The following is a 20,271-nucleotide window of genomic DNA, read 5'->3' as shown; positions in this document are numbered from 1 at the left end:
GGTGCACTGTCGACACTTCATCCCGTGAACGCGTGGGCTGCCCTATAGAACGCAAGAGCTACCTGCGCGGTTTCAGCGTTTACCCGACAATGTGTCGACAATAATCTGACAACAGCCGGCCTCTTCACCCGCGGGCCGGCCCCGCCCGGGTGGCGTGGTGCGCACGCGGACGCCGCGTCCGAATGGCCGACCGCACCGGACCTACGACAGGCGCGGGCCTGCGGTGGCACTTACCTTCGCCAGAGGGCGACAGCTCAGGCGATTCGGACAGCGGCGCAAGGGCCGTTAAGGAGACGGGACATGGCAGAGGGACAACCGGGGGCTCGTAGCGCGAGACGAAGACTGAGCCGCACCGCAGGGATCTGTGCGCTCGTCGCGGGATGTGCTCTCACGAGCTGCCCGCCTCCCGCCGCGGCGAGTCCGCGACCGGACCGGCCGCAGCTGTGCGCCACCGAGCCCGCTCCCCCGACCGGCAGCGCGACCACCCCGCCGCCGATCACCTCGGGCAGCGACGTGTGGAGCTTCGTCTCCGAGCCCGGCCTTCACCCCCAGCGGGTGAAGGTGACCGCGCATCAGCCCGGGACGGCCCGGGGCAGGATCTTCGTCGGCCCCTATGCCGTCGGCGCCGCGGTTGTCGGGCAGACGGGGGCACTGATTTCCGAGGACTCCGGCGATCCGGTCTGGTTCCGCCCCCTGCCCTCCCCCGACCTCCAGAACGCGGACTTCAAGGTCCAGACGTATCACGATCCCAGGACCGGAAAGACACAGCCGGTACTGACCTGGTGGCAGGGATCCATCGCCATTCCGCCCACGTACACGAACCTGCCGGGCGGCGCCCCCGAACCGGGCGGGTGCTACTACATCTATGACAATCAGTACCGCCTGGTCACCACGGTCTCCGCACATCACGGCTTCAACGCGGACGAGCACGAGTTCCTCCTGACCCGCAGGGGGACCGCGCTGTTCATCGCGACGAAGGCGGTCCCCATGGATCTCCGCCCGTACGGGGGTCCGGCGAACGGGTCCGTCCTGGACAGCGAGATCCAGGAGGTCGACCTGAAAACAGGGAAGCTGGTCTTCTCCTGGGACCTGCTGGACCACCTGGACCCCGCCGATTCCAAGGTGCCGGCCTCCGATGCGACGACCTCGGGCGGGGTCTGGGACGCCTACCACCTGAACTCGATCGACGAGGGCCCCGGAGGGGAGCTGTTGATCTCGGTCCGGAACTTCTGGGCGGTCTACGACATCTCCAGGAAGACCGGAATCCAGTGGCAACTCGGAGGCAGGAAGAGCGACTTCACCCTCGGGCCCGACGCGGACTTCTACTGGCAGCACGACGCGCGGTTCCGGCCGGGAAACCGGATCAGCATGTTCGACGACGGCTGCTGCAACCAGCCGGACGGCTCACCGGAACAGGAGTCCCACGGCCTGATCCTGGACCTGGACTTCGACGGCCACCGCGCGACCGCCGCGCGGACCTACTACCACCGGCCGCCGCTGTTCTCCGCTTCCCAGGGGAACACCCAGGCCCTTCCCAACGGCAACGAGTTCATCGGATGGGGCCAGAGCTCGTACTACTCGGAATACGCGGCGGCGGGAAACACCGAGGGCGACGGCTCGCGGAACCTGCTCTACGACGCCCAGCTGCCGGGCTCGAACATCTCGTACCGGGCCTTCCGGAACACGTGGGTCGGCAAGCCCTACTATCCGCCGAGCGCGGCGGTACGGGCCGAGAACGGGAACAGCGTCGTCCACGCCTCCTGGAACGGTTCCACGCAGACCACAGCGTGGCGGGTGCTCGCGGGACCGGACCCCCACTCCCTGTCGGTGGTGGTACGACACGCCGAACGGACCGGGTTCGAGACGGCGGTCCCGACGGCCGATCCGGGACCGTACTTCCAGGTCCAGGCGTTGGATGCCAAGGGGCACGTCGTCAGGTCATCCGCCGTCGTGACCCTGACCCGGTGAGCGGGAACGGACATGGCGAACCACATCGAGGGCAGGACGCTGCGGCGCGGTGAGTACCGCTACGAGAGCCTGCGCCGCGAAGCCTGCTGGCACTCGGGGGTCCCCGACCGCCACCCCGAGGTGATCGTGCTCGCGAACAACGAGGACGACGTCGTCGGAGCGGTGAAGCTGGCCAGGGAAGAAGGCCTGCGGATCGCGGTGCGTTCCGGCGGCCACAGCTGGTCCGGGTCGCACCTGCGCGACGGCACACTGCTGATCGACCTCTCCAACCTGCGTGAGGTGGCCGTCGACAAGGAGGCGATGACCGGCACCGCCCAGCCCGGTATCAAAGGGTCGGAGCTCAACTCCATGCTGGCGGAGAAGGACCTGTTCTTCCCCACGGGGCACTGCACGGGCGTCTCCATCGGCGGTTATCTGCTGCAGGGCGGATTCGCCTGGGCCGGACGGGACTACGGACCGGCCTGCATGTCGGTCACCGGCATCGACGCGGTCACCGCGGACGGCGAGCGCGTCCACGCCGACGAAACCCGCAACGCCGACCTGCTCTGGGCCGCCCGGGGCTCGGGACCCGGCTTCTTCGCCGTCGTCACCCGGTTCCACGTCAGGCTCTACCCGCGCAGGCGGATCACGATGAACAGCGGCTACTTCTGGCCCGCCTCGGCCGCGCGGGACGTCTACGGCTTCGTCCACGAGATCGGCCGCCGGACGCCCGCGGAGATCAATCTCATGTGCAACCGCGACCCGATGACGAACGACGAACCACTCATCTCCCTCAACGCCACCGCCTTCACCGACACCGAGGAGGAGGCCAGGGAGCAGTTGTCGGTCTTCGAGTCCTGCCCCGCACGCTCTCAGGTGCTCACCACACGGCTCCATGAGGTGACGGACACCGGCACCCTGAGCCGACTCGGCACCGATCCGCACTACGACGAGACCAAGCGCTATCTGGCCGACAACATGTGGACCCACGCCTCCTTCGACGACCTCTGGCCCAACTTCGAGGCCATGCTGAAGAACTGGCCCCCCGCCCCCTCGCACATGGTGTTGTACAACTGGGGCGGTTACGAGGGGCAGCCCGAACGCCCGCCGATGGCCTTCTCGGTGGAGGACGAGCTGTACTACGGGCTGTACGCGGCCTGGTCCGATCCGGCCGACAACCAGAAGTACACGGACTGGGTGACCGACCACATGCGCGCCTGGGAGCCGTACGCCACCGGCATCCAGCTGGCCGACGAGAACCTGGTCAACCGTCCCTTCCGCTTCGTGAGCGACGAGAACCTCCGACGCCTCGACGACCTCCGCGCCACCTGGGACCCCGATGGTCTCTTCGTCTCCTGGCTCGGCCGGCCTTAGCGCCGCCTGGGGACGGTTCAGTAGCCCAGCTTCCAGTGCTGGTATCCACCGCCGTTGCAGGTGAGCAGGTAGGCGGATCCGGCGTAATTGCTGTCCAGGCATTGGGTGCTGTACAGGACGTTCAGGAGCTGAACATTGTCCCAGCCCGACCCGACACCGTAGAAGAGTTGACTCCTGTCTTCTCCGCAGGGGGCGGTTTCAAGCTCGCCGTAAAAGTTCTGCGTCAGACACAGCCAGGTCGCCTGATTCTGAATCTCGACCACGTCATATTGATTGACGTACTGGAAGACCATGCGCCAGGTCTGATAGGCGTTTCCCTGCTGGCAAGGAAGCGTGTACACATCACCGGCGGCATTGCTGTCCAGGCAGCGCCCGGTTTCCCAGTTGCGCAGAAAATTCGGGTCGACGTATGCGGACGCGGGACTCGCACTCAGGAACGTCAGTCCCAAAGAAAGCCCAAAAGCGAGAATCCCCGCCCATCCACGGCGCACGAAACGCATGCAGTTCATGGCAACTTCTCTCCCCACGATGGACAGATGAGGGCCCGCCAGCAAGCCGACGGCCCCTCATACAGGATCGAGGCTAGTAGCCCAGCCTCCACTGCTGGTAGCCACCGCCGTTGCAGCCAAGGAAGTAAGCGGATCCGGCGGCATTGCTGTCCACGCAAGTTTTGCTCAAATCGTTCCTGAGCGTGAGATAGGTCCAGGACCCCTCAGCATAGAAGGTCTGGTTGGCGGACTTCGGCCAGGTGTCCTCGCACCAGTAGGTGATGAGCCGTCCGTCGTACGAGTTGTATTGCAGGCACTTTCCGGTCGCTTTGTTCTTCACCTGGACCAGGTCGGAGGAAGTGTGCCCGAGGTAGATCGGCTCCCAGGTCTGGTAGTCGTTTCCCTGCTGACAGGGAAGCGTGTACACGTCTCCGTCGGCGTTGCTGTCCAGGCAGCGCCCGGTTGCCCAGTTGCGCAGGAAGTTCGACCCGACGTATGCGGACGCGGGACTCGCGGTGATGAACGCCAATCCCAAAGACAGCCCGACAGCGAGAGCCGCCGCCCATCCACGGCGCGCGAAACGCCTCACCATGGATCTCACCGTGTAATTCATGTCAATTTCCTTCCGCTGGCAGCCGCTTCGCAGTAACCGCGATGGACACGGTGATGCTATGCAGTTCCCGTACTGAGCGCTGTCGTCTGAGTGCGGTCAGTTATCGGAATATTGCGCAGTCCGGAGCGCAGGCGCGGGCCGGCTGCGCAGCCACGAGCGGCGCGAGCCGCAGCGCCTCGGCGGCACCGAGGGTGAGCCGAGGGTGCGTACGCCCCAGCGGGCCGAGGAGCTTGGCGGCGAGCGCGGTGCGCTCGCTCACCGGCACCGGTTCAGGCTCCGCGTCAGATGCGGTGCATCGCAAGGCGGAGGGGCATCCGCATACTGGACGTATGCGGATGTTCCGACAACACGGCGAGGTGCCGTAGCTGTCGTCGCGCGCCCGCCGGGGATTACGGGACAGCCCTTAGGGCGTGTGACGGTTCAGTAGCCCAGCCTCCACTGCTGGTAGCCACCGTCGTTGCAGTCGAGCAGATAGGCGGATCCAGAGGCATTGCTGTCTACGCAATTGCCGCCGAACCAGTTCTTGAGCTGGATCTTGGTCCAGCTCGACCCGATGGCGTCGAATCGCTGGTTCCAGCTGACACCAACGCTGACGTCGTCACACGGGTAGGTTTCGAGTGATCCGTCAAGTGGGTTCCTGTACAGGCACCATCCAGTCGCTTTGTTCTTCACCTGGACCACGTCGTTGGAGGTGTGCAGAACGTAGATCGGCTCCCAGGTCTGGAAGTCGTTTCCCTGCTGGCAGGGGAGCGTATACACCTCGCCCTTACTGTTGCTGTCCAGGCAGAGCCCGGTTGCCCAGTTGCGCAGGAAGTTCGATCCGACGTACGCCGACGCGGGGCTCGCGCCGATGAACGACAATCCCAAAGACAGCCCGACGGCGAGAGCCGCCGCCCATCCGCGGCGCGCGAAACGCACCGGACTCACCGTGCTCATCATGTCGACTTCCTTCCACTGGCAGCCGTGGTCGGAAGTGATGCTATGCAGCTCCTGTCACTCAGCGCTGCTGTCCAAGTGCGGACAGTTGTCGGGAAATTGCGCTGTCAGCCCTGGAACACCGGCGTGCCGGCCTGGGTGAGCTTCCAGTTGGTGACCGCGAAGTCGGCCGGGTTCAGCGTGCCCTTGGCCACGACGTAGTCGATCATCAGCTGGCGGATCTCGTTGGTCGAGCTGTACGCGATGTCCGCGGCGGCGATGTGCGGGTAGCCGCTGCCGCCGTTCGCGCGGTAGTTGTTCACGGCGACGACGAAGACCTGGTCGTCGGTGACCGCCGTGCCGCCGTAGGTGAGGTTCTTGATCCTGGAGCCCTCGGCCTGCGCGATGTCGATCTCGTAGTCGACGCCCGCCGCCGTGTCGTACATGTAGTCCCAGAAGCTGTTGGCGTTGGTGAGGGTGGCCGTGTCCACGGCCGTCCCGGCGGGCACCTGGTGGTAGTACTTCGCCGCGTACTCCAGGTAGTCCTTCAGCTGGGCACCCGTCAGCTTCTTGCCGTAGAGGGTGTTGTCGTAGATGTAGAGGCCGGCGATGTCCTTGATGGTGACGTTGCCCGCCGGGATGTCGGCGGTACGGGAGAAGGGCGCGGCGACCGAGATGAGCGGCAGCGCCGCGTCGGAGGCCGACAGGCCCGCCTTCACCGTCTGCATCTGGACCTCGTGGATGAAGTCCATGATGGGTACGTCCTTCCAGCAGGACTCCGCCGCCGAGAGGTCGGCCGTGCAGGTGCCGACGGCCGTGTTGACGTACTTGACGACCAGCTCGTGGTCGGCCTGGAGGAGCTTCCTGATCTCCGGGTCCTCGTCGACCGTGTTGGGGTTGAGGGTCTGCGCGGTCTTGCCGGTGACCTTCCAGCGGCCGTGCTCCAGCTCGACCTCGAAGTCGAAGACGCTGAGCCGGTAGCCCCAGCAGTACGGCTCGGACAGCAGCACGTCCTCCCCCGTCTCCGCGTTCTTCACGGTGTACGAGGGGACTTCCACGTGCGTGTGGCCGACGAGGATCGCGTCGATGCCCGGGACCTGCTCGGCGACGAGGTTCGACGCGTTCTCGACGTACGGCAGTTCGTCGCCGTACGAGGAGGAGCCGTCGAGGCCGGAGTGGTCGGTGAGGAAGACGACGTCACAGCCGAGCGCCCGCAGTCTCGGCACGTACTTCTTGGCCTGCTCGACGAGACCCGGGAAGACCATCCTGCCGCTGACGTTGTCCTTGTCCCAGATCGCGATGCCGGGGTTGGTGAGGCCGAGGATGCCGACCTTGATGTCCGGGGCGCCGGGGACGCGGATCTTCTTCACGGTGTAGGGCGGGAAGGCGGGCCGCAGGGTCTTCGCGTCCAGCGCGTTCGCGCCGAGCAGCGGGAAGCGGCACTGCTTCTCGAATTTGCGCAGGACGTCGATGCCGTAGTTGAACTCGTGGTTTCCGAGGGCGGCGGCGTCGTAGCGCATGTGGTTCATGGCGACGGCCATCGGGTGCTTGACGCCGTCGGTGATGGGGTCGACGCGCGCGAAGTAGTAGGCGAGGGACGTGCCCTGGATGATGTCGCCGGCGTCGACCAGGAGGACGTGGTCCTCGCCCTTGGCCTTGCGCTGCTGCTTGATGAGGGTGGCGACGCGGGCGACGCCCACGGAGTTGCCCTTGGCGTCCGAGTAGGCCGCGTCCTTGTAGTAGTCCCAGTCGAAGACGTGGCTGTGCAGGTCGGTGGTGCCGAGGATGGAGAACGTCCAGGTGCGGGGCTTGTGTTCGGGCTTGCGTCCGGCCGCTTCGGCGGTACCGGTCCCGGCCGCTCCGGCAACGGCGACCGCCGCACCTGTCACGGCCGACTTCTGCACGAACTCACGGCGGTTCATGGGACTGACGGGGTTGACGGGCATTCGGGGCTCCTGGAACTGGGGGAGGTTGACGGAACGGCACTACCCGCGTAGATGCTTGCCGCCCGCCGCTTCCCCACGGAACCAGGAACAGGCCATGTCCCGGTCAACAAAGGGAAATCACCGAGATCCGTACCCGTTCCGCGCCATCACGGTTTGTTCACGATCGCCAACGAAACCCTTGTCCTGCACTCGTCATATGTGCGTATGGTGATCGCCGCGCCCGGCGGAGCCGACCACTCCGCCATCGTGCGCGACTGACAGGCGACCGGGGGGATTTTCCGTCGCCACGGGGAGAGACAGACCGTTTCGTCATGCCGCGAGCCGGCTCTTCACGCATGCCCTGCCGCACGGGCGACCCCCGGTCGCCCACCATGCGATGAAGGGATGCCTCTTTGCGCCCCACACGAGGGTTCATCAGACCCGGACCGGGATCGTCCCGGTCCGGACCGCTCACCACACTCCTGACCTCCGCCGTGGCGGTGGCCCTGCTCGGCGGGCTCGCCGTGCAGCCGGCCCTGCTCGGCCGGTACGCGGCCGACGACATGGCCGCCGTCGCCGACAGCGGCGACAGTTACGACGGCTTCGACGCCAAGGCCGCCGAGCAGCTCCGCCAGGACCAGTGCCTGATGACCGAGGTGCTGCGGATGGGCGGCCCGGCCATGTACGGCGTCGCGCAGGACGGGCTGAACCAGACCCCGGACAAGCTGCACACCGCCGCCAACCGGCAGTACTGGAACACCACCCCGCTCAGCACTGCGTTCCAGCAGGACCGCGACGACATCGACAAGATCGACCTGTACGGCCGGCTCGACGAGTGGAAGAAGCCGCTCTCCGGTCTCTCCGACCCCGGTGGCTTCCAGAGCGTCGCCGACTTCCGGGACCCGCCGGGCCTCGCCGGACGCGGTGAGAGCTTCTTCCAGCAGGTGGGCATCACCCCGTGGCTCGGGGCGCAGTGGTGGAAGAGCGAGGACGACTACTACGAGGACCCGACGCCGAAGGCCGACGACGCGACGGCCAAGGCGGTCACCGACCTCGGCACCCCGCTCTACGGCAAGGACCCGGACCCGAGCCTTCCGACGGCCGAGTGGAACCGGGCGCTGGCGGAGAAGAGCGCCTTCGAGGACCGCGTCTTCATGCATCCGCAGTGGGCCGACGACGCCCGCATCTTCCTCTCCTCCGGGGGTTTCCCGCGCACCGCGCCCGAGCCGGGCAGCGTCGAGTACCGCATCGCGGTCGAGGACCTGAAGACCCGGTTCGCCTCCTGCGACTGGCACAGCCCCGCCGACCCCAGCAAGGTCCTGGGCAAGGAGGTCGCCGCCGCGTCCGCCGAGTGGCAGCAGGAGATCGCCGGGCAGACCACGCAGCGCAACCAGATCCTGAGCGCGAGCAAGGACGCCACGAAGTCCCTGGCCGCCGGCGCCGCGGCGCTGGGCGAGATGCTCGGCCAGTCCTGGATCGCGGATCACCTCACGCGCTGGCAGGACTGGTGGTCGGCCGGTGGTCCCGGCTGGATCGGTGACAGCCCGTTCGTGATCCACGCGCACGGGGCCACGGACAAGTGCCTCGAAGTGGCGGGTGCGAAGAAGGACAACGGCACGGCCGTGCAGATCTACACCTGCAACGGCGGCGCGGGGCAGAAGTGGCAGATCTCGGGTGACACCCTGGTCAACCCCAACTCGGGCAAGTGCCTGACCGTCAAGGGCGGTGCGAGCGCCAACGGTACGGCCGTGCAGATCTCCACCTGCGGCACCAGTGCCTCGCAGAAGTGGCAGTACGGCACCCACGGCACCAGCCGCCTCTACAACCCGGGCACCGGCAACTGCCTGGACCTGGCGGACTACACCAACAGCCGTGACGGGCGGATGTGGGACTGCACGGGCAAGGCCCCGCAGCAGTTCGACGTCGTGCCCTCCGCCCACGCCGGCACGGACGACCTCGACTACCCGACGAAGGCGCAGTTCGACAAGGCGAAGAAGGGCATCACGGATGCCCAGGCGGAGTCGAAGAAGCAGCTCGACCTGATCAAGGCACAGGCCGCCGCGGCGAAGAAGGCCGCGACCGACTCGGACACGGCGACGCAGGCGGCGTACGCCGTCGCGGACAAGGCGGGTGCGCCGCGTGGTCGCGGTCTGCTCGTCGGTCAGCAGAAGGCGCAGGTCACGAAGGCGTCGTCGGCTGCGCTGGATGCGCTGGCGAAGGCCGGTGACACCGCCTACGCGGCGACCAAGGCGGCCGCGGGGGACAGTGCGACCATCGCCGCCCGTGCGCTGACGCAGGCCGCTCAGTCGAAGGCGGCGTTCCGTACGGCCGCGGCGAACGAGGCCCGCGCCCAGGCGAAGGCCGCGGCCGACGCCGCCGCCGTACAGGCGCAGACCGCCAAGGCGGCCCGCGACCTGGCGAAGACCAAGCTCGCCGAGACGCAGAAGGCGGAGGCGGACGCGAAGTCCGCCGCCGCCACCGCGCATGCCAGGCGGCTGGACGCGGAGGCGGAGGAGGCCACGGCGAAGGCGGAGAAGGAGACCGCCGCCGCCAAGCAGGCCGAGGCCGCCCAGCACAAGCAGAACGCGCAAGGGTATGCGACGGCCGCCACCGAGGCGAAGGGCCGGGCGGAGACCGCCGAGTCGACCGCGCGCGCCAAGCGGCAGGACGCCGAGGCCGCCCGGGACCGGGCCAAGGGCAAGCGTGACGACGCCTGGGACGCCGAGAACAAGGCGAACGCGGCCCGCGCGAAGGCCGACGCCAAGGACGCCTACGCCGACGCCCACGACTCCGACTCCGACGCGAAGGACTCCCGGGCCGCGGCGGACCAGGCGGACTCGGCGGCCGACGACGCGGAAGCCGCGGCTTCGTCGGCCCGTTCCGAGGCGAACGCGGCGACCCAGGCCGCGGCCGACGCGGATGCCGCCGCCACCCGTGCGGAGGCCGCCGCCAAGCGGGCCCGTTCCGACTCGGACGCGGCGCAGGCCGCCAAGCTGAAGGCGGACGCCGCCGTACGCACCGCGACGTCCGCGGCCGCGGACGCCATCAAGGCGTCCCAGACCGCCGCCGCGGCCGCCGCCACCGCGGTGAAGCTCGCGGACGACGCGGAGAAGGCCGCGGCGAACGCCAAGGCGCAGGCCGACGCGGCGAAGGCCGAGGCCGCCAAGGCCGTCGCCGGCGCGGCCGACGCCGCCGGGCACGCCTACACCACCGCGCAGGCCGCGGAGGACGCCGGCAACGCGGCCCAGCAGGTGGCCGCGCCCGCCAACGACGCGATCCAGCTCGGTTCGCCGTACGTCGACACCGACTCGGCGGCCGGTCTGGCCGTCCTGACGGGGCAGTCGTCGAAGTCGATCGCCGAGCAGCAGCAGGCGGTGGCCGAGGCGCACGCGGCGAACGCGCAGAAGAACGCCGACCAGGCGGCGAGCCTCGCCGCCGCGGCGACCGGCGACGCGAAGGCGGCCTACACACTCGCCGCCGAGGCCGCCTCCTTCGCCGCCACGGCCCGCAAGTCGGCCAAGGAGGCGCTGGGTTACGCCGCCGAAGCCGCCCAGTACGCCTCCGACGCGCAGAAGTCGCTGGCCCGCACCATCGAGTACGACCAGCAGGCCACCGCCGACGCGGCAGCCGCCGACAAGGCGGCCGGACGTGCCGAGGGCTACGCGGCCGAGGCCCGTTCCTCCGCCGACCAGGCCGCCCTGGACGCGGAGGCCGCCCGCACGGCGGCCTCGGAGGCCGAGCAGGCCGCGAAGGACGCCCGCGCGGCGGCCGACCGCGCGGACGCCGAGGCCACCGCCGCCGAACAGGCCGCCAAGGACGCCCAGTCCTACGCCGAGTCCGCGCAGCAGGCGGCCGACCAGGCCGAGCGGGGCGACGCCAACGGACAGGTCCAGGCGGGCGCCGGAACCGGTATCGGCGGTGTCTTCTACGTCATCGACAAGATGACCGAGGCGGCACCGGCGAAGCAGCTCAACCCCTGCGAGAACCCGGCCGCGGGCTGCACGGTGACGTACGAACTGCACGTCGACGTCACGGTCAGCTACTACTTCTGTTCCAACCCCGATGTCCCTGCCACGGCCTCCGGCTGCCCGCAGGAGGACACCGACTTCCTGAAGACGGAGGTCCTGAAGAACCAGAAGCAGGAGTGGACCCACCACTTCACCGCCGGTGACATCGTCCGGATGGGCTGGCAGGCCCTCTTCGGGGACACGCTCGGCGCGGTGCTGTACGAGGTGGTGCTGGGCGACGCCGTCCGCTGCTACCACGGCGACAAGGCGGGCTGCGCCTGGTTCGCGTCCAACTTCATCCCGGGCAAGGCCTTCGAGAAGGTCGCCGAGGGCCTGCGCGCCCTGGACGCCGCCCTGAAGACCGGGGTCGGCATCGAGGACGCCTTCAAGGCGCTCAAGGCCCTGGACGGCGTGGACCCGGCGACGCTGGCGAAGATCGAGCAGAGCATCCACGTCTACGAGGACGCCGTCTCGGTGTGCCGTCGGGACAGCTTCCCCGGCGACACCCTGGTGCTGATGGGCGACGGGACGCGCAAGGCGATCCAGGACGTCCGGCAGGGCGACCTCGTCCTCGCGGCCGACCCCGGGACCGGGCGGCTGCGGCCGGAGCCGGTGACGGACACCTTCCGCCACGACACGCAGCGGATGACGGAGATCGCCGTGCACGGCGGTCTGCTGACCAGTACCCGGGGCCACCGCTTCTACGTGGACGGCCGCGGCTGGACCTCCGTCGCGGACCTCGCCGTGGGTGACCGGCTGCGCACCCCGGACGGCACGTGGAACACGGTGACGGCGCTGACCGACCGCCCGGGCCGGGCGGAGGTCTTCGACCTCACGGTGGACGACCTGCACACGTTCTTCGTGCGCGCCCAGGGCATCACCTCGGCGGACGTGCTCGTCCACAACTGCCTGAAGATCCTCGAGGACGAGAGCAACGGCGTCGGCGGGGCCCACACGAAGAGGGACCACGTCGATCCCAGCGACCAGCAGATGCTCAACAAGGCGGAGTCGAACAGGTCCGGCATAGCCACGCGGTGGAACAGCGCCCAGATCGCCGAGGACTCGGTCAACCAGGCGTTCCAGGAATGGATCGCCCGCAACCCGAAGGGCCTGGACAGCTGGCTGAGCAAGATGCGGGACAAGTTCGGCAGGAACAACGACCGCGGGTACTTCGATCCCCAGACCGATCTGAAGCGGATCCCCTGGACCCTCAAGAACGCCAAGAACCTCGGCCTGAAGTGGGTGAGGGGCGGAACCACGCAGGGGGTCGACGCCGGAAATAAGGTGGTGATCCAGCTGCGGTACGTGGGACGGCAGCACGCGCCGGGTTACGTCGTCTACACGGCGTTCCTGGACGGCTGATCACCGCGTCGTCGTGACGTGATCCGACTGCCGGGGGCGGCCGAGGTATCGGTCGCCCCCGGCGCTTTTCTGCGAGGAAACACATGTCAGAACAGCGCGAGGCGCGCCACTGGAACTTCGACGGGGACTTCGGCTTCAGCCTGCTGACGGCCGTGGACTCCGTGGCCGACGCGGCGGGCGACGCCGACGAGGCCCGCGCACTGCGGGACGACACACGGCTGCTGCTGGGGTCGTCCCTCCCGGACGACGATCTGCGCGCCGTGTGGCTCGCCGCCTCGGGAGGCCGCCGGGATCCCGGCGCGGATCCGCGATCCCGGCTGCGGGAGGCCGTCGAGCGGTGCGAGGAGGCGATCGCCGCGGACACCTTCCCGGACCACGGCACCGCCCCGACGGTCGCCGTGGACGAGAACGCCATGCGGAAGGCCGTACTCGCCGAGCTGCCCACCGTGCACGCACCCGCGCTGGCACGGGTCGTGGCGGAAGTGGACGCCGATCTGGGTTTCCGGCTGTTCCTGCGGGTGCTGAAGGCGTCCGCGGTCCCGGTCCCGTCGGCGGACTACGACCGCTACCGGACGATCGCCGACGGCTTCGGCTACCCCGCACGGCTGGTCCCCGAGGGGCTCGCCGTGCGCTGGCCGCGCTTCGACGACCCGTCGGTGCGGCGGCGGTTCGATTTCGACTTCGGCTTCTCGGCCGTCACCGGGCGGTTCCACGCCGACCTGTGGCAGCACGCGTACTCGGTCGAGGAGGGCGTCCGGGGCGTCGCCGCCGACCAGGTGGGGCTCGTCCCGGGTGCCCCCGCCTACGCCCTCCTCCAGGACGCGTCGCGGCTGCTGCACTCCCCCCTGTCCGACGACACCCTGACCACGCTCTGGCAGGTGACGACGTGCCGGGGCCACGACCTCGACGAGGAGGGCGGCGTACGGCGGTGGCTGCGCCGGATCACGGACATCTGCGGGGCGACCCTCCGGCGGACCGACCCCGGCTTCACGGCCGGGGACCCCGTGCCGGCCGCCATGGACCTGCGTGGCCCGGTCCTGCGGGAACTGCGGGAGATGGCGCAGGAGCTGACGGACGCCGTGCACGACAGTCCCTGGTACGGCGCCGACACCAGTCCGTGGTTCGCGCTGTCCGGCCGGACGGTCCCCGCACTCGAACAGGTGATCGACAAGATCGATCCCGACCTCGGCTTCCGCCTTCTGCTGAGGACCGCGCACGCGTACTCGGTTCGGCTGACCGACGAGCGCCTCGCGCGCTTCACGGCACTCGGCGACGCGTTCGGCCACAGCCGGCACCATCTCGCCTCCCTGACCGGCTCGCTCCGCGAGGACTGATCCTTCAGGGCGAGAGCAGGCTCCGCACCTCGGTCCCGAAGAGCTGGGCCGGGTCGACGTCCATGCCCGTGAAGTGGCCCGCGAGTTCCAGGGAGAGGACGCCGTGCAGGCGGGTCCAGAAGGACAGGGCGCGGGGGAGGGCACGGGCCGGGGGCTCCGGCACGGGCAGCGCCTCCAGGAGGACCGCCATGATCTCGGACGCGGTCTCGGCGGTGTCCCGGGGCGCGCGGTAGCCCGGGATCGGGGTGCCGTAGACGAGCAGGTAGCGGTGGGGGTCGGCGAGGGCCCACTCGCGCAGGGCGCGCGCCAGGACGCCCAGGTCGGAGCCGGGCCCGGCCGCCGCGTGGAACGTGTCGGCCAGGCTGCGGTACGCGTCCCTGATCAGCTCGGTGATCAGCTCGTCGCGGCTGGCGAAGTAGCGGTACAGGGCGGGGCCGCTCATGCCCATCTTCTTGGCGATCGCGTTGAGGGAGAGCGCGGACGCCCCCGCCGTCGCGATCTGCTCCCAGGCCCGCTCCTTGACCTCCGTGCGCACCTGGGCGCGATAGCGCTCGCGGGGGGTCCTCGCACTCTCCGTCTCCGTCATGGTTAGAGGCTATCACCGAAGTTATTGACACTAGCCAGCGCGTCGAGTTACAACTTCTAACGAACAGGAAAGCCAGTAACCGATGTGGTGGAGGCCGTCATGAACGCCGAAGGACTCGTCGAGGTCGTCCTGCCGGGGAAGGTGGAGCCTGAGGGGCTCCGGATCCGGCACGGGGCCGTTCCCACGCCGGGCCCCGGGCAGGTCGTCGTACGGATGGAGGCCACCGGCGTCTCCTTCGCCGAACAGCAGATGCGCCGCGGCCGCTACTACGACCAGCCGCCGTTCCCCTTCGTGCCCGGCTACGACCTGGTCGGCACCGTCCTCACGGCCGGCGAGGGTGTCGCGGCGGACCTGACCGGCACCCGGGTCGCCGCACTGGTCAAGGTCGGCGGCTGGGCCAGTCACGTGCTCGTCGACGCCGCGGACCTCGTACCGGTGCCGGACGGGGTCGGCGCGGCGGAGGCGGAGACCCTGGTGGTCAACGGCGTCACGGCCTGGCAGATGCTGCACCGCAAGGCTGGCGTCCGCGCCGGGCAGACCGTCGTCGTGTACGGCGCGAACGGCGGCGTCGGCTCGGTCCTGGTCCAGCTCGCGATGGCGGCCGGCGCGAAGGTGATCGGCACGGCGTCCGAACGGCACCACGACGCCCTGCGCGCCCAGGGAGTCACCCCCGTCGACCACCGCACCGACGACGTGGCCGCACGGATCCGCGCCCTCGCCCCCGGCGGGGTGGACGCCGTCTTCGACCACGTCGGCGGCCCGGGCATCGTCGGCTCCTGGCGGCTCCTCGCGCCCGGCGGCACGCTCGTCTCGTACGGCAGCGCCTCCACCCGGGACGCCGAGGGCTCCAGGCAGGCGCCCGTGCTGAAGCTGCTCGGCCGGGTGTGGCTGTGGAACGCGCTGCCCAACCGCCGCCGCGCCTGCTTCTACAACGTCTGGGCCGGGCGGGCCCTGTCCAGGAACCGCTTCCGGACCCGGCTCCGGTCCGACCTCACCCAGGTCTTCACCGCCCTCCGGCGCGGCGACGTCACGGCCCGCATCGCCGCCGAACTCCCCCTCACCCGCGCCGCCGAGGCCCTGCGGCTCGCGGAGTCGGGCACGGTGGCCGGGAAGGTGGTGCTGAACCCGTGACGCCGGTCATGAAGACGCCGGTGCCCCCGACCGGCTTCGACGGTCGGGGGCACCGGCACGCACGGCCCGGAAGGTCCGGGACCGGTCAGAGGAACGAGTTGATCTCGATCGTCTCGTCGCGGCCCGGGCCCACGCCGATCGCGGAGATCGGGGCGCCGGACATCTCCTCCAGCGCCTTGACGTAGTTCTGGGCGTTCTTCGGGAGGTCGGAGAACGACTTCGCCTTGGTGATGTCCTCGGACCAGCCGGGGAGGGTCTCGTAGACGGGCTTCGCGTGGTGGAAGTCCGACTGCGAGTACGGGAGTTCCTCGACGCGCCTGCCGTCGATCTCGTACGCCACGCAGACCGGGATCCGCTCCCAGCCGGTGAGGACGTCGAGCTTGGTGAGGAAGAAGTCCGTCAGACCGTTGACCCTGGTCGCGTAGCGGGCGATGACCGCGTCGAACCAGCCGCAGCGGCGGTCACGGCCGGTCGTCACACCCCGCTCGCCGCCGATGCGGCGCAAGGCCTCGCCGTCCTCGTCGAGCAGCTCGGTCGGGAAGGGGCCCGAGCCGACGCGGGTCGTGTAGGCCTTCAGGATGCCGATGACCCGGCTGATCTTCGTCGGGCCCACGCCGGCGCCGGTGCAGGCACCGCCCGCGGTCGGGTTGGAGGAGGTGACGAAGGGGTACGTGCCGTGGTCGATGTCGAGGAGCGTGCCCTGGCCGCCCTCGAACAGGACGACCTTGTTCTGCTCCAGGGCCTGGTTGAGGACCAGGACCGTGTCGGTGACGTACGGAGCGAGCTTCTCCGCGTAGCCCAGCAGTTCCTCGACGACCTGGTCGACGGCGATCGCGCGGCGGTTGTACACCTTGGTCAGCAGCTGGTTCTTGCCGTCGAGCGCCGCCTCGACCTTCTGGGTCAGGATCGACTCGTCGTAGAGGTCCTGGACGCGGATGCCGACCCGGTTGATCTTGTCCGCGTAGGTCGGTCCGATGCCCCGGCCGGTGGTGCCGATCTTCCGCTTTCCGAGGAAGCGTTCCGTCACCTTGTCGACAGTGACGTTGTAGGGCGTGATGATGTGCGCGTTGCCGCTGATGAGCAGCTTCGACGTGTCGACTCCGCGCTCGTTCAGACCGCTCAGCTCGGAGAGCAGGACCGACGGGTCGACGACGACACCGTTTCCGATGACCGGCGTACAGCCGGGAGAGAGGATTCCGGAAGGGAGGAGGTGGAGTGCGTACTTCTGGTCGCCGACGACGACCGTGTGGCCGGCGTTGTTGCCGCCCTGGTAGCGCACTACGTAGTCCACCGAGCCACCGAGAAGGTCGGTGGCCTTTCCCTTGCCTTCGTCACCCCACTGAGCACCGAGCAGCACAAGTGCGGGCACGCGCGTACACCCCTTCCGGGTGGGGCATGTCCAAGGTCAGGGGCGTACGCGGAGGCTCTTTCCACCACCGCGTGCGCCGCGACCGCCGTTGGCCGCGTCACGGCCGTCTTCGGCCGCACACCGTCGGACCCGGATGCCCCGGAATAGACGAAGCCCCTGGCGCAATAGCGCAAGGGGCTCTTGCACAAAGATGCTACCCGAGGAAGCGAGGCAGGACCGAGGTGGCGACTTTCGCGATGCCGGACCAGCTGCTGGTGATCATCGATCCGGCCGCCCGGAAAACGGACGGTGAGTCCGTACGGATCGCGAAAGACGTGCTCAGCGCGGGTGCGGCGAGTACCAAGGTGTGTCTTCCGGAGAACGCCGAGGAGTTCGCCCGGGTGCTGGGCAGGCGGGGCTCGCGGCGGCCCGTCGTCGTCGGTGACGACCGGGCGCTGACCCTGGCCGTGTCCCTGCTGCACCGGCAGCGGGAGCTGGCCGGATGCGTACTGTCGGTGGTGCCGGTGGGCACCGCGCTGGGCGTCGCGCAGTCGCTGGGGGTGCCGACGGGCGCGGTGGCGGCGGCCCGGGCCGCCCTGGACGGCACCGAACGGCGGCTGGACGTGCTGGTGGACGACAGCGACGGGGTGGTGCTGGGCACGCTGCGGATCCCGCCGCTGCGGGCCGCCGCACGCGAGGAGGTCACCGGGGCGGGCCGCCCCTGGCTGCACTCCCTGGTCCGCACCCTCGTCCCGTCCCGCCCGACCCCCGCCGCCGCTCCCCCGCCGGGCCCGTCGCGCCTGCGCGTCGAGGTGGACGGCGTGACCCTGGTCGACCTGGACCAGCCGGTGGAGGCGGTGTCGGTGACGCCGGGGGCCTCGGGGACGGCGGAGGTCGTCGTCTGTCCGCTGTCGGTGGGTGCGGAGGCGGTCCCGCTGGCGGCCCGGGGGCGGACGGTGACCGTGACGGGCACCGACTTCCGCTACCGCGCGGACACGGCGGTGGCGGGGCCGGTGCGGAGGCGGACATGGGTGGTGCGGGAGGGGGCACTGGGGTTGATGCTGCCCTCGGCGGGGTGAGTCAGAGCAGCGGCTCGCGTACGTTCCCGGAGCCCGTCTCGTCCTTCAGCCCCACTCCCGAACTCCCCAGCTCCCGGGCCCGTCCCAGCAGCGCCGCGAGCTTCACGGCCGCCGTCTCATAGGTGAGCCCCAAGGGCGGCCGGATGTTGGAGAGGCAGTTGCGGTCGGCGTCCGTCGTGCTGCCGGGCCGCGGCCGGTGGGTCAGGTACGCGCCCAGGGAGTCCGCCGCCGACATGCCCGGCCGCTCGCCCACCAGGACCACCACCGCCGTCGCGCCCATCGCCGCCGCCACGTCGTCCCCGAGGGCGACCCGGGCCTGTTCGGCGAGGACGACGGGGGCGATCCGCCAGCCGGCCCCGAGGCGGGCCGCCGTCTCCCGGACCACCGGCGCCGCGTGCTCGTGCACCGCCCGGCTGGAGAGCCCGTCGGCGACCACGAAGACGACATCCCAGTCGCCCACCGGGAGATGCGCCCGGTCCGTGTCCTCCAGCCGTCGCCCCAGGTCGGGGCGCTGGAGGTAGGTGAGCCGGTCGGGGGCGGCGCTGCGGACCCGTACCGTCGGCAGCCCGGGCAGCGCGGCCGCCACGGCATGCGGCTCGAAGGGCGAGTGGACCGCGTCGCGGGCGGCGGCGTGCGCGGCCTGGAGTTCGAGGCGGTGGCGCGTGGGCAGCGCGGCGCCGGCCCGGCCGAGGCCGATGCGGGCCTGGGTGCGGCGGCGCAGGGCCGGCCACACGTCACCGTTCAGGGCGGGTACGTCCGTCATGCCGCGAGCTCCCGTCCGATCGCCGTCAGCGGGTGGGCCGTGGCGGACACCTCGCGGATGCCGCCGCCGTCGTCCAGCAGCCCGATGGAGTCCAGCCACGCCTCGAACTCCGGCGCCGGGCGCAGCCCCAGCACCTCCCGCAGGTAGAGCGCGTCGTGGTAGGACGCCGACTGGTAGTTGAGCATGATGTCGTCGCCGCCCGGGGTGCAGATCACGAAGGACGCCCCGGCCACGCCGAGCATCGTCAGCATCGTGGCGATGTCGTCGTCATCGGCGTCGGCGTGGTTGGTGTAGCAGATGTCGAGACCCATCGGCAGGCCGAGCAGCTTGCCGCAGAAGTGGTCCTCGAGGGCGGCGCGCAGGATCTGGCGGCCGTCGTAGAGGTACTCCGGGCCGATGAAGCCGACGACCGTGTTCACCAGCAACGGGTCGTAGCGGCGCGCCACCGCGTACGCCCTCGCCTCCACGGTCTGCTGGTCCACTCCGTGGTGCGCCCCGGCGGACAGCGCGCTGCCCTGCCCGGTCTCGAAGTACATGACGTTGTGCCCCACGGTCCCCCTCCCCAGGCCGCGCGCCGCGTCGTGCGCCTCGTCGAGCAGACCCAGCGTCACCCCGAAGGAGGCGTTCGCGGCCTGGGTGCCGGCGACGGACTGGAAGACCAGGTCCACCGGCGCGCCCTTCGCCATCAGGTCGACGCTGGTCGTGACATGGCACAGGACGCAGGACTGGGTGGGGATCGCGTACCGGTCGATCACGCCCGCGATCAGTTCCAGCAGGTCCCGTACCGCCTTCGGGCTGTCCGTCGCCGGGTTGACGCCGATCACCGCGTCGCCGGAGCCGAGCAGCAGGCCGTCGAGCAGGGCGGCCGCCACGCCCGCCGGGTCGTCGGTCGGATGGTTGGGCTGCAGGCGGGTCGCCAGCCGGCCCGGCAGGCCGATCGTCGAGCGGAAGGCGGTGACCACGCGTACCTTCCGTGCCACCGCGACGAGGTCCGCGTTCCCCATGAGTTTGGAGACCGCCGCCGTCATCTCCGGTGTCAGGCCGGGCGCGAGGGCGGCGAGGGCGGCCGCGTCGGCGGCCTCCGACAGCAGCCACTCGCGCAGTTCCCCGACCGTCATCGAGGCGACCGGCGCGAAGGCGGCGCGTTCGTGGGTGTCGAGGATCAGCCGGGTGACGTCGTCGTCCTCGTAGGGGATCAGGGGCTCGACGAGGAAGTCGGTCAGCGGGACGTCCGCGAGGGCCCAGCGCGCCGCGACCCGCTCCCGGGCCGAACGGGCCGCGAGGCCGGCGAGGCGGTCGCCGGAGCGTTCGGGGCTCGCGGCGGCGAGAAGGCGGGCGAGGGAGCCGAAACGGTGCCGCTCGCCGCCGAGGGTGGACGTGTAGACGGTCATGGCGGCGA

At 69.9% G+C, this 20,271-nt stretch carries 15 protein-coding genes; 6 read left to right on the top strand and 9 right to left on the bottom strand.

Translation table 11 applies throughout. The features are described from left to right. The first annotated feature begins 300 nt into the window (after nt 1–300). Both ABT057_RS23875 and ABT057_RS23870 read left to right on the top strand, forming a co-directional pair. The gene (locus ABT057_RS23875; RefSeq protein WP_352345594.1) at nt 301–1,968 is read left to right on the top strand and encodes an arylsulfotransferase family protein; all 1,668 of its coding nucleotides are present in this window, start codon (nt 301–303) and stop codon (nt 1,966–1,968) included. 12 nt (nt 1,969–1,980) lie between these two features. Further along, a complete protein-coding gene (locus ABT057_RS23870; protein WP_352345593.1) occupies nt 1,981–3,321 on the top strand; it encodes an FAD-binding oxidoreductase in 1,341 nt (446 codons plus the stop codon). A gap of 17 nt (nt 3,322–3,338) precedes the next feature. Here the strand turns inward: ABT057_RS23870 and ABT057_RS23865 are convergent, their stop codons facing one another. The 5 genes from ABT057_RS23865 to ABT057_RS23845 form a co-directional block, all read right to left on the bottom strand. Then, on the bottom strand, nt 3,339–3,821 hold the full coding sequence (locus ABT057_RS23865) for an RICIN domain-containing protein (RefSeq protein ID WP_352345592.1): 483 nt from the start codon (nt 3,819–3,821) through the stop codon (nt 3,339–3,341). An 82-nt stretch (nt 3,822–3,903) separates the two neighbouring features. Further along, complete coding sequence (locus ABT057_RS23860) at nt 3,904–4,422, bottom strand: RICIN domain-containing protein (protein WP_352345591.1); 519 nt, start codon at nt 4,420–4,422, stop codon at nt 3,904–3,906. Nucleotides 4,423–4,522: 100 nt separating this feature from the next. Beyond that, a complete protein-coding gene (locus tag ABT057_RS23855; RefSeq protein ID WP_352345590.1) occupies nt 4,523–4,681 on the bottom strand; it encodes a hypothetical protein in 159 nt (52 codons plus the stop codon). Nucleotides 4,682–4,842: 161 nt separating this feature from the next. Continuing rightward, complete coding sequence (locus tag ABT057_RS23850) at nt 4,843–5,361, bottom strand: RICIN domain-containing protein (protein ID WP_352345589.1); 519 nt, start codon at nt 5,359–5,361, stop codon at nt 4,843–4,845. A gap of 104 nt (nt 5,362–5,465) precedes the next feature. Continuing rightward, complete coding sequence (locus ABT057_RS23845) at nt 5,466–7,283, bottom strand: bifunctional metallophosphatase/5'-nucleotidase (RefSeq protein WP_352345588.1); 1,818 nt, start codon at nt 7,281–7,283, stop codon at nt 5,466–5,468. A gap of 473 nt (nt 7,284–7,756) precedes the next feature. Between ABT057_RS23845 and ABT057_RS23840 the strand changes: the two genes are divergently transcribed. Next, a complete protein-coding gene (locus ABT057_RS23840) occupies nt 7,757–12,631 on the top strand; it encodes a ricin-type beta-trefoil lectin domain protein (RefSeq protein ID WP_352345587.1) in 4,875 nt (1,624 codons plus the stop codon). Nucleotides 12,632–12,714: 83 nt separating this feature from the next. Continuing rightward, complete coding sequence (locus ABT057_RS23835) at nt 12,715–13,965, top strand: hypothetical protein (protein ID WP_352345586.1); 1,251 nt, start codon at nt 12,715–12,717, stop codon at nt 13,963–13,965. Between the two features lie 4 nt (nt 13,966–13,969). Here the strand turns inward: ABT057_RS23835 and ABT057_RS23830 are convergent, their stop codons facing one another. Further along, the gene (locus tag ABT057_RS23830; protein ID WP_352345585.1) at nt 13,970–14,551 is read right to left on the bottom strand and encodes a TetR/AcrR family transcriptional regulator; all 582 of its coding nucleotides are present in this window, start codon (nt 14,549–14,551) and stop codon (nt 13,970–13,972) included. 99 nt (nt 14,552–14,650) lie between these two features. Here ABT057_RS23830 and ABT057_RS23825 point away from each other — a divergent pair, with 99 nt between their 5' ends. Next, a complete protein-coding gene (locus tag ABT057_RS23825; RefSeq protein ID WP_352345584.1) occupies nt 14,651–15,682 on the top strand; it encodes a medium chain dehydrogenase/reductase family protein in 1,032 nt (343 codons plus the stop codon). Nucleotides 15,683–15,767: 85 nt separating this feature from the next. On the opposite strand, the gene ABT057_RS23820 is transcribed toward ABT057_RS23825, so the two are convergent. Beyond that, nucleotides 15,768–17,051: an adenylosuccinate synthase gene (locus tag ABT057_RS23820; protein ID WP_352345583.1), complete on the bottom strand. Its 1,284-nt coding sequence runs from the start codon at nt 17,049–17,051 to the stop codon at nt 15,768–15,770. Between the two features lie 236 nt (nt 17,052–17,287). Between ABT057_RS23820 and ABT057_RS23815 the strand changes: the two genes are divergently transcribed. Beyond that, nucleotides 17,288–18,109, top strand: coding sequence for a diacylglycerol kinase family protein (locus tag ABT057_RS23815; protein WP_352345582.1), 822 nt, complete (start codon nt 17,288–17,290; stop codon nt 18,107–18,109). 1 nt (nt 18,110) lies between these two features. Here the strand turns inward: ABT057_RS23815 and eutC are convergent, their stop codons facing one another. Next, complete coding sequence (eutC, locus tag ABT057_RS23810; protein ID WP_352345581.1) at nt 18,111–18,872, bottom strand: ethanolamine ammonia-lyase subunit EutC; 762 nt, start codon at nt 18,870–18,872, stop codon at nt 18,111–18,113. Beyond that, complete coding sequence (gene eutB / locus ABT057_RS23805) at nt 18,869–20,263, bottom strand: ethanolamine ammonia-lyase subunit EutB (protein WP_352345580.1); 1,395 nt, start codon at nt 20,261–20,263, stop codon at nt 18,869–18,871. Before eutB ends, eutC begins: the two co-directional genes overlap by 4 nt. Nucleotides 20,264–20,271 lie beyond the last annotated feature (8 nt).

Origin of the sequence: Streptomyces sp. NPDC002588 (assembly GCF_040295925.1) — a bacterium.
Classification (GTDB): Bacteria; Actinomycetota; Actinomycetes; order Streptomycetales; family Streptomycetaceae; genus Streptomyces.
This window is presented reverse-complemented; position numbering and strand designations above follow the sequence as displayed.